Below are 9,933 nucleotides of genomic sequence, written 5' to 3' on the forward strand. Positions count from 1 at the left end.
GGGGTGGTCTTCTGCGTGTCGGGCCCGGCTCAGCGGGCCCCGGAGGTGGTCGATGCGGCGGTTGAGGCTGCGGCACTCTGCGCCACCGGCTTGTCCACCACTTGCGTCTGCACCGTCGCGCCCGCACTGGCGGCGCTGCCGCCCGCCACGATCAGGCGCTCGCCCGCCTGCAGGCCGCTGCCCACCAGCCATTGGTCTGCACGGGCGTCTCCGAGCACGATCACGCGTTGCTCGACCTTGTCGTCGGTGCCGACCAGCAGCACCGTGGCCTCGCCCTTGGTGTTGCGGGTCACCGCCGTTTGCGGCACCAGGATGGCCTGCTGGTTGAGTGCCAGCGGCAACTGCGCGCGCACGTACATGCCCGGCAGCAGCATGCCGTCCGGGTTGGGCACCACCGCCCGCAAGGTCACGTTGCCGGTGCCGGTATCGACCGCATCGCCCACCACCTCCAGCGTACCGGCGTGCGGGTAGGCACTGCCGTCTTCGAGCAGCAGTTGCACCGGCACCTTGCCATCGACCGCCTGCAGCGTGCCGCTGGCCAACTGGCGCTGCAGCGCCAGCAACTGCGTGCTGGACTGGGTCACATCCACGTACAGCGGATCGAGCTGGCGGATGGTGGCCAGCGCCGCCTCCTGGCTGGCCGTCACCAGCGCGCCCGGCGTCACCGTCGAGGTACCGATGCGCCCGGCGATGGGGGCCTTGATGCGGGTGTAGTCCAACTCGATGCGCGCGGTCTGCACGGCGGCGCGGGCTGCCTGCACGGCCGCCTCGTTCTGGCGCAGCGTGGCCTGCGCTTCGTCCAGATCCTGCTGGCTGACCGCGTCGAGCCGGCTCAGGCGCGCGTAGCGCTCGGCCTTGGGCTTGGCCGCGAGCACCGCCGCCTCGGCCTGCGCCAGCGTCGCGCGGGCGCTGTCGTAGGCGGCCTGGTAGCTGGCCGGATCGATCTGGTAGAGCACCTCGCCCGCCTTGACCTGCTGGCCCTCGGTGAACAGGCGCTGCTGGATGATGCCGCCGACCTGCGGGCGCACGTCCGACACCAGGTAGGCCACCGTGCGCCCAGACAACGTCTGCTCTACCTGCACGGCCTGTGTCTTCACCGGCCAGACATCGACCTGCGGCGCCGCCGGTGGCGGCAGCGCCGCAGGCTCTTGTGAACAGGCGCCCAGCGCCAGCGACAACGCCAATGTGAAGACCGGCAGCAGGGGGCTGCGCCGCTTGCTGCCACGGAAGTTCAATGCCATGGGGAAACCTCAGGAAAACGCGATGTTTGGCGATGCTTGGATATGGGGCCACGGCGCCAGGCGCCGTGGCCCGGGAGCAGGGCGGGACGGCCTGCCAGGGGACGGGAGGCGACTCTAAGGTACAAAATTGCAGGAATTAAGAAGTTTCTTCGCCGACCCAGGACATGGCAGGCGCAATCATGCGCCAGCGCCAATCGGGACTAAAGTAGCCCGGTTTTTGGTCTACCCACGGAGGAGCGCGGCGCATGAGGCCCAATGTCACGGCAAAGCTGTTTCTGACCATGCTGGCCAGTTGTGCGCTGGTGGTGCTCATCCACGGCCTGGCCGGGCGCATCGCTTTTCAGCGCGGCTTCATGGACTACCTCAACGAGCAGGGCGTACAGCGCATGCAGGAGATCCTGCCGCGCCTGCGCCAGGAGTGGCGCGAGCAAGGCGGCTGGCAGCGCCTGCAGGGCGACCTGTCCGCGCTGGGCGTGCTGATGCGGCCTGCCGCGCCGTCCAGCGATGATGCCGATGCCTTGCGCGTGCCGCCGCTGTCGGACCAGACCGGCGCCATCTTCCGCATGGCCCTGCTGCACCCCGACTACCGGCTCGTCACCGGCAACCCCGAGGCCGGCGCCCGCTCCATCCTGCTGCCGGTCGAAATCGATGGCGCCACGGTGGGGTGGCTGGCCATGGTGCCGTTCGAGCAAGCCCTGATCGCCGGCGACGTGCGCTTCTACGAAGCCCAGTTGCGCGCCTGGTGGATCATCGGCATCTGCTCCGTGCTGCTCGCGGCCGTGCTGGCCGGGCTGCTCGCGCGCGCCTTGCTGCGGCCGCTGCGCAGCGTCACCCATGCCGTGCGGCGCCTGGCCGAAGGCGACTTCGCCACGCGCGTGCCGGTGAGCACGCGCGACGAACTGGGCGTGCTGGCGCAAAGCTTCAACCTGCTGGCCCAGGGCCTGGGGCGCAACGAAAGCGCGCGCCGCAGCCTGATGGCCGACGTCTCCCACGAATTGCGCACCCCGCTGGCCGTCATGCGCGCCGACCTGGAAGCCATGCAGGATGGCATCAGCCCCGTCAACGCCGAAGCCCTGGCCGCCTTGCACCAGCAAGTCGGCCAACTCGGCCAACTCGTCGATGACCTGCACGAGCTCTCGCTCACCGATGCCGGCACGCTGGCCTACCGGCACGAGCCCATCGACCTGGCCGCCGTGGTGCGCGCCAGCGTTGCCGGCATGGCCGCGCGCTTCGAGGCCGCCGGCCTGGCCTTCCAGGCCGACGTGCCGGCGCAGCCGCTGCGGCTGGTGGGCGATGAACAGCGCCTGCAACAACTGCTGGCCAATCTTCTGAACAACGCCCTGCGCTACACCGACCGCGGTGGCCAGGTGCGCCTGCACGGCGAGCGTGGCGACGCGCATTGGCTGCGCCTGACGCTGGAGGACAGCGCGCCAGGGGTGGCCGAGGACAAGCTCTCGCACCTGTTCGAGCGCTTCTACCGCGCCGACGCCTCGCGCAACCGCAGCAGCGGCGGCAGCGGGCTGGGCCTGGCGATTTGCCGCAACATCGTCGAGGCCCACGGCGGGCGCATCACCGCCACCGCCTCGCCGCTGGGCGGACTGTGCATCACCGTCGAACTGCCGGAGGCCGCATGACGCGCGATGTCGCACCGTCCAGCCCGCCGCTGCCGCACGGCGCGCGCGTGCTGGTCCTCGAAGACGAACCGCGCCTGGCCAGCGTACTGGTCAAGTACCTGCAGGCCGCGGGCTACCAGGGCCAAGCCTGGCACGACGGCGCCAGCGCCATCGACACCATCCGGGCCTGGTCGCCCCAACTCGTGCTGCTGGACTTGATGCTGCCCGGCCGCGACGGCGTGGCGATCTGCCGCGAGCTGCGCACCTTCAGCGCCGTGCCGGTGATCATGGTGACCGCGCGCGTGGACGAGGTCGACCGCCTGCTCGGCCTGGAGATCGGCGCCGACGACTACATCTGCAAACCCTTCAGCCCGCGCGAAGTGATCGCGCGCGTGCACGCAGTGCTGCGCCGCCATCACCACGTGCCGCAAGACGCGCCTGCTGCCGCGCCCGCGCCACGGCTGCGCATGGACTCCCAGGCCTGGCGCGCCAGCGTGGACGGCTGCGTGCTGGAGCTGACCCAGGTCGAATTTCGCCTGCTGCGCGCGCTCGCCGCCGCGCCCGGGCGCGTGCTCTCGCGCGATCAACTGATGGACCACGCCTACCCCGATCGCCGCGTCGTCACCGACCGCACGGTCGACAGCCACATCAAGAACCTGCGCCGCAAACTCGCCACCGTGCAGGCCGAGGACTGGATCCGCTCGGTGTATGGCGTGGGTTATCGGTTCGAGGGAGGGTGACGCTACTGGCGAGCCCACCGCCGCGCTGGTGATCGGTGGCACGGCGCTGCCGATCGTCGCGGAGACTTGGCAATCGCATAGCCCAGGCTGCCGAAGCCGGCCAGCAGATACACGTCGGGCAGCGAATCCCTGACCGCGTAGGCACCGCTGGCGCAGAACATCCGCACCGCCGGAAACAGCACGCGGTAGGGCACGCGCAACACAGATTGCCCGCATGGATGTTCTCTATGGCTGCGGGCAGGATGATGACCATGGAATCCACGTGGCCCCCGATGGCGCCCAGCATCGCCGGCCCGCCACCGGGGCAGGCCACGGTAGTGACCTGTGCGTCCAGCTTCTGTTCGAGTCGGCCGCATGTGCCACGTCGATGCTGCCAGTGTTCAGCGCTTCGCAGCTGGCAGGTGCGGACGGGACTCGACCCACTTGATGGCGACGCCCGGAGGGCTGCTGCGCTTCTTCCAGGTTGGCGGTGCCCTTCAGGAGACTGAGGGTGTTGAACTTCCGGTAGCCCGCCCAGGCGCAGCACCTCGGCATCGGACACATGTGCGCGGTTGGTCAGGATGGCGGGCATGCCCAGCGGGCGCCGGGGTGATCGCTGCGCAGGCGCTGCTGGCCTTGGCCCTGCAGCCGCTCGCGCAGGGTCTGCGGCTGTGCGGGGCGCTCGCGGATGCGGCCGCGCCGGCGCAATTCGGGAATGACGAATGCAATGAAATCCTCGAAGCTGCCGGGGCTGACCGCATAAGCCAGGTTGAAACCGTCGATGCCGGCGGCGTCGGCGTATTGCTCCAGCGCATCGGCGACTTTCTGTGGCCCGCCGACGAAAGTGGGGTGCAGGCCGCCGACACCGATGTAGCGGGCGATCTCGCCGAGCGTCCAGCGCTTCTCGGCATCGATGCGGGTGAAGTTGGCCAGGGCCGAGCGGATGGCGTTGGTTTCGATGTATTCGAGCGGGTGGTCCAGCGGGTATGCGGACCAGTCGATGCCGGTCCAGCCGGAGAACAGCACCAGCGCCGCCTCGATGTTGGCAGCATCGAGGTAGCTGCGGTATTTCTCCTCGGCCTCGGCATCGGTGGCGGCGGTGACCACGGTGACGCCGGAGATGAAGCGGATGCTGTCGGGCGCGCGACCCAGCGCAACGGCTTCGGCACGGGTCTGATCGATGCTGCGGCGGATGTCGGCGGCGGTGGCGCCGCCGAGGAACACCACTTCGGCATTGCGCGCCGCGAAGGTCCGCCCGCGCGAGGACGCGCCGGCCTGGAACAGCACCGGCGTGCGCTGCACGCTGGGCTGGCTCAGCGCCGCATCATGGACGCGAAAATACTTGCCCTGATGGCGGATCGGGTGCACCTTGGCCGGATCGGCGTAGATGCCGCGGTCCCGGTCGCGCACCACGGCATCGTCTTCCCACGAGGCTTCCCACAACTGGTAGCCGACGTCGAGGAATTCCTGCGCGATCTCGTAGCGCTCGTCATGCTCGATTTGCTGCGCCAGGCCGAGGTTGCGCGCGGCCGATTCGAGCACCGAGGTGACGATGTTCCAGGCGATGCGGCCCTTGGTCAGGTGGTCCAGCGTGGTGAACTTGCGCGCCAGCAGATAGGGCTGCTCGTAGGTGGTCGAGACGGTGATGCCAAAGCCCAGGTGCTCGGTGGCTGCGGCCATGGCCGAGACCAGCAGCAGCGGGTCGGTGATCGGCGTCTGCGCGCCATGGCGCAGCGCCGCATCCGGCTTGCCCTGGTAGACGTCCATCGGCCCCAGTGCATCGGCGAGAAACAACGCGTCGAAGCCACCCTGGTCGAGGATGCGCGCCAGATGCAGCCAGTAATCCAGTTCGGTGTGCCGATAGGCCTGGTCGTCGGGATGGCGCCACAGCCCGGCGCTGATGTGGCCGGCCACGTTCATCGCGAAGCCGTTGAGGATCCAGGGTTGGGTGGAGAGGGCTGTCATGTTGCTTGGAGGGCGGGGTGAATCGAGACAAGGGCGTTTGCGGGCACGCCGTCAAGGTTGTGTGATGTGCCGGGCCTCATGCCGCCCGCCGTGCCGGAGCCTGCGCCGGCTCCAGCCGGGGCAGCGCCGCCAGCAGCTCTTGCGTGTAGGGGTGCTGCGGTGCGGTGAAGAGGGCCTCGGCCTCGCCTTGTTCGACGATCTGGCCGTCTTTCATCACCAGCACGCGGTCGGCGATGTGGTGGATGACGCCGAGGTCGTGCGAGATGAAGATGATGCTCAGCGCGTACCGCGCGCGCAGGTCGACCAGCAGGTCCAGGATCTGCGCCTGGATGCTGACGTCGAGCGCCGAGACGGCTTCATCCAGCACCAGCACGTCCGGGTTGACGGCCAGCGCGCGCGCAATCGCCACGCGCTGGCGCTGTCCGCCCGAGAGATGCAGCGGATAGGCATCGAGGTGCCGCTCGTCCAGGCCCACGGTATGCAGCAGGGCGAGGATGTCCTTGCGCCGGGCCTTGCGGCCCCGGCCGTGCAGGTTCAGCACGTCCGAGAGGATGCGTGCCACGGTCCAGCGCGGGTCGAAGGAACTGTACGGGTCCTGGTAGACCATGGCGATCCTGCCGCGCACGCGGCGCCTCTCGGGGGCGCTGGCCTTGAGCCATTCCAGGCCTCGGTACAGCACGGCGCCTTCGTCATATGGCGTCAGGCCCAGCAGCACCCGCGCCACCGTGCTCTTGCCGGAGCCGGAGGCACCGACGATGCCCAGCACCTCGCCCTTGTGCAGTTGCAGCGAGACCTGCCGCAGCGCGTGGATGGCCTGCCCATCGGGTGCCTTGAAGGATTTGCTCAGCGCGCGCGCTTCGAGCACCACCGTGCCTGAGTCGCCGGTGGCGGGGCTGTCGACAGGGGCGGCATCGGCGCGGTCGGCCAGCGCGCCGGGCGCATCGCTCAGGCGCCGGCCGCGGGTGCCGGGGCCGGGCACGGCCTTGATCAGGGCCTGGGTGTAGGCGTGCCGTGGCTGGCCCAGCACCTGCGCGGCCGGGCCCGATTCCACCACCTCGCCGGCTTTCATGACGAGGATGTGGTCGGCCAGCTGCGCCACCACCGAGAGGTCGTGGCTGATCAGGATCAGGCTGGTGCCGCGCGCGATCAGCCCCTGCAGGACCTGCAGCACCTGTGCCTGCACCAGCACGTCGAGCGCGGTGGTCGGCTCATCGGCGATGATGACCGGCGGGTTCTGCGCCAGCGCCGTGGCGATCAGGGCGCGCTGGCGCAGCCCCCCCGAGAGCTCCGCAGGGTATTGGTCCTGGCGGATCTCCGGCTGTGGCACGCCCACGTCCGTCAGCAGTTCGATGGTGCGCTGGCGGGTTGCGGCCTTGTCCAGCCGCACGTGGGCGTGCAGGGCTTCGGCAATCTCGCGGCGCACCGGCTGCAGCGGATCGAGCGAGACCAGTGCGTCCTGCAGCACATAGCCTATCTGGGCGCCGCGCAGCGCCTGCAGTTCGCGCTGGCTGGCCGCGAGCAGCGACTGTTGGCGAAAGCGCAGCACGTCGGCCTTCATGACGGCGTTGTCGCCTGCCAGCCCGATCAGCGCGCGCGTGGCCACGGTCTTGCCGGAGCCCGACTCGCCCACGATGGCCACGGTCTCGCCCCGGTGCAGGCGCAGGTCGAAGTGGCTGACGATGTGCCGGTAGCCATGCGGCGTGCGAAAGCCCACGTTGAGGCTCTGCACGTCCAGCAGCAACTCGCGTTCGGCCTGGCGGCTTTCTTGCGGATCACTCAGGGGCTTGACAGGGGATGGCGGGTGGGCGGTCATGTTCTGCTCCCTTCCGAGCGGGCCTGGATGTAGCTGAAGAGGGTGGAGAAGCTCAGCGCCACCAGCACCACGGCGGTGCCCGGCACGATCATCAGCCACGGTGCCTCCAGCAATTGGGCCTTGCCGGCGGCCAGCAGGGCGCCCCATTCCGACGAGGGCGGCTTGACGCCCAGGCCCAGAAAGGACAGGCTGGAGGACCACACGATGGATTTGCCCACGCCCAGGCCGGTGACGGGGATCAGCGGCCGGATGGCGTTGGGAACGATGTGCTGCAGCAGCACGCGCGCGCGCGAATGGCCCAGCGCGATGGCGGCTTCCACATAGGCGCTGCTGCGCACCAGCAGGGTCTGGCCGCGCACCAGGCGGGCATAGCCGGGCGCCGAGCCGATGCCCACCGCAATCGCCACGTTCAGCGGGCTCTGGCCGAGGATGGTCACGAACAGCAGCGCCACCAGCAGGGTCGGAAAGCTCAGCAGGATCTCGATGAAGCGGTCCACCGCGCCGCGCGCCAGCGGTGGTGTCAGCGCGGCCAGAAAGCCCAGCGGTACCGCCACGGCAATCGCAATGGCCATCGCCAGCAGCCCGATCAGTACCGATTCTCGTGCGCCGTAGACCACGCGGGAATACAGGTCGCGGCCGATTTCGTCGGTGCCGAACCAGTGTTGGGCCGAAAGCGGCGCCAGCGTGTTGAGCAGGTCGGTCTCCAGCGGCGAATAGCGCACCAGCGTCGCCGGGGCGATGGCGGCCCAGGCGGTCAGCAGCAATACGATGGCGCTGAGCCAGACCAGCACTGGCGCACGCCGGGCTTCGTGCCACAGGCGCCGGCCCGGCGATGCGGGTCCTGCGGGGTAGGCTGGCGCCGCGGCGGCCAGCGTGAGTTCTGGTGCGGCCATGTCAGTGGGCTCCCTCATAGCTCAGGCGCACGCGCGGGTCCACCACGGTGTAGAGCCAGTCAGTGACGAAGGTCAGCAGTACATATACGAGGCTGACGATCAGGATGATTCCGGAGATCAGCTCGAACTCCTTGAGTTCGACGGCGCTGACCAGCAGCGCGCCGATGCCCGGACGGGAAAACACGTTCTCGACGATGACCGCGCCCGAGACCAGCGCGCCCAGCGCCCAGCCGGAGAGGGTGATGCCCGGAATCAGCGCCGGGCGCAGCGCGTGCACCACGCGCACCCGCAGGTCCGCCGTGCCGCGCGCGCGGGATGACAGCACGTGCGGCTGCTGCAGGGTGCGCTCGTATTCGGCCCGGGTGGCCTGGCCGAGAAAGCCCGCCAGCGGCAGGGCCAGCGTGAGGGCCGGCAGCCACAGGCCGGCCAGCGCGGAGCCGCCGACCACCGGAAACCAGTCCAGCCGCACCGCGAAGAAGAGCAGCAGCAACAGCCCCAGCCAGTAATGCGGCATGCCGGCCACCAGGGCCTCGGCAGCCGCGCCAAACCGCGAGACCCGGCGGCTGCGCCCGGCGGTGGCGAGGGTCCAGGCGAGCGTGATGAGCCAGGCCAGCACGATCGCCACGGCGGTCAGCTGCGCCGTGGCGCCGATCTGCTCGCCGATCATCTCCGTGACCGGACGGCGTGACTGCAGGGCAATGCCCAGGTCGCCCCGCAGCACGCCCTGGAGGTAGTCTGCATACTGCACCAGCAGTGGCCGGTCGAAGCCGAATTCCCGGTTGATCGGCGCGAGTTCTTCGGGTGTGCGCTCGACGCTCTGGCCCTCGTAGACGTTGAGGTAGATGGTGGCGCGGTCGCCGGGCAGGATGATCTGCGCAAAGAACAGCAGGGTGACAGTCACCCAGAGCGTGATGAGGGCCTGCCCCAGCCTGGAGAGAAAGGCTTTGGCGCGGCCTTGGCCCGTGTCCGGGCGCACCGCGGGCGCGGTGCTGGGTTGCGGGGCGGTTTGCGGCATCAGTCTTTCCTCACTTCGTAGAACACCGGTGTGTCGATGTTGTGGCTCAGGCCTTTGAGGTAGGTCTGGCCGACCAGGTTGTAGGCCGAGCCGTAGAAGCCCAGCGCCAGCGCCTCGTCGCTGATGTGCTGCTGGATGGCTGCCAGCTTCTGCGCGCGCGCGGCCGGGTCGGCCTCCTCGTGCGCGGCGATGATGGCCTCCTGCAACTGCCAGTCCCTGGAGCGCACGCGGTTGTGCGCATTGGGGTTGCCGTTGTCCGCGGCAAACTGGTTGATCTGCTGGCGTCCGTAGATGGTGGCGGTGCTGGTGTTCTCGCCGGCGGGCCGGTAGTTGATGGAGAGCACGGTGGGCGCGTACAGCGTCCAGTAGCCCTGGTACAGGTCGTATTCGTCCGCCTTGGTGTAGCGGCCGGCTGCCAGTTCGGTCTGCGTCAGCAGCACGATGTCGAGCTTGATGCCCACTTTCTTGACTTCGGCCTGCAGTGCCTGCGCGGCAATCACGCCCTCCTGGTTGACCACCGTGGGGAACAGCGGCAGCACCACTTCCAGCACCTTGCCGTTCTTGTCGATGCGATAGCCATCGGCATTGAGGCGGCCGTAGCCGGCCTCCTCGAGCAGTGCCGCGGCACGCGCCGGGTCATGGGCGTACTGGTCGTCGAGATCGAGGTAGTCCTG

9 protein-coding genes are annotated in these 9,933 nt (G+C 69.2%); 2 read left to right on the plus strand and 7 right to left on the minus strand.

Features of this window, described 5'->3' with window-relative positions:
* Nucleotides 1-29 precede the first annotated feature (29 nt).
* The gene (locus EV687_RS18585) at nt 30-1,241 is read right to left on the minus strand and encodes an efflux RND transporter periplasmic adaptor subunit (protein WP_122225844.1); all 1,212 of its coding nucleotides are present in this window, start codon (nt 1,239-1,241) and stop codon (nt 30-32) included.
* 245 nt (nt 1,242-1,486) lie between these two features.
* Here EV687_RS18585 and baeS point away from each other — a divergent pair, with 245 nt between their 5' ends.
* Both baeS and EV687_RS18595 read left to right on the plus strand, forming a co-directional pair.
* A complete protein-coding gene (baeS, locus tag EV687_RS18590; protein WP_122225845.1) occupies nt 1,487-2,875 on the plus strand; it encodes a sensor histidine kinase efflux regulator BaeS in 1,389 nt (462 codons plus the stop codon).
* On the plus strand, nt 2,872-3,594 hold the full coding sequence (locus EV687_RS18595; RefSeq protein WP_122225846.1) for a response regulator: 723 nt from the start codon (nt 2,872-2,874) through the stop codon (nt 3,592-3,594). Before baeS ends, EV687_RS18595 begins: the two co-directional genes overlap by 4 nt.
* Before the next feature lie 2 nt (nt 3,595-3,596).
* On the opposite strand, the gene EV687_RS19465 is transcribed toward EV687_RS18595, so the two are convergent.
* From EV687_RS19465 to EV687_RS18625, 6 genes are all read right to left on the minus strand, one after another.
* Complete coding sequence (locus EV687_RS19465; RefSeq protein ID WP_122225847.1) at nt 3,597-3,950, minus strand: tripartite tricarboxylate transporter permease; 354 nt, start codon at nt 3,948-3,950, stop codon at nt 3,597-3,599.
* A 199-nt stretch (nt 3,951-4,149) separates the two neighbouring features.
* Nucleotides 4,150-5,538, minus strand: a complete 1,389-nt coding sequence (locus EV687_RS18605) for an LLM class flavin-dependent oxidoreductase (RefSeq protein ID WP_122225848.1) — start codon at nt 5,536-5,538, stop codon at nt 4,150-4,152.
* Between the two features lie 76 nt (nt 5,539-5,614).
* Nucleotides 5,615-7,351: a dipeptide ABC transporter ATP-binding protein gene (locus EV687_RS18610; RefSeq protein ID WP_122225849.1), complete on the minus strand. Its 1,737-nt coding sequence runs from the start codon at nt 7,349-7,351 to the stop codon at nt 5,615-5,617.
* Entirely contained in the window at nt 7,348-8,244 is an 897-nt protein-coding gene (locus EV687_RS18615) for an ABC transporter permease (protein WP_122225850.1), read from the minus strand. The genes EV687_RS18610 and EV687_RS18615 overlap by 4 nt, the downstream gene beginning before the upstream one ends.
* Before the next feature lies 1 nt (nt 8,245).
* A complete protein-coding gene (locus tag EV687_RS18620; protein ID WP_122225851.1) occupies nt 8,246-9,259 on the minus strand; it encodes an ABC transporter permease in 1,014 nt (337 codons plus the stop codon).
* Nucleotides 9,259-9,933 (minus strand): ABC transporter substrate-binding protein (locus tag EV687_RS18625; RefSeq protein ID WP_207226506.1); only part of this gene is annotated, 675 nt, incomplete at its 5' end. The genes EV687_RS18620 and EV687_RS18625, both read right to left, overlap by 1 nt.

It is taken from the genome of Corticibacter populi (assembly GCF_004217315.1).
Lineage (GTDB): Bacteria > Pseudomonadota > Gammaproteobacteria > Burkholderiales > Burkholderiaceae_C > Lampropedia > Lampropedia populi.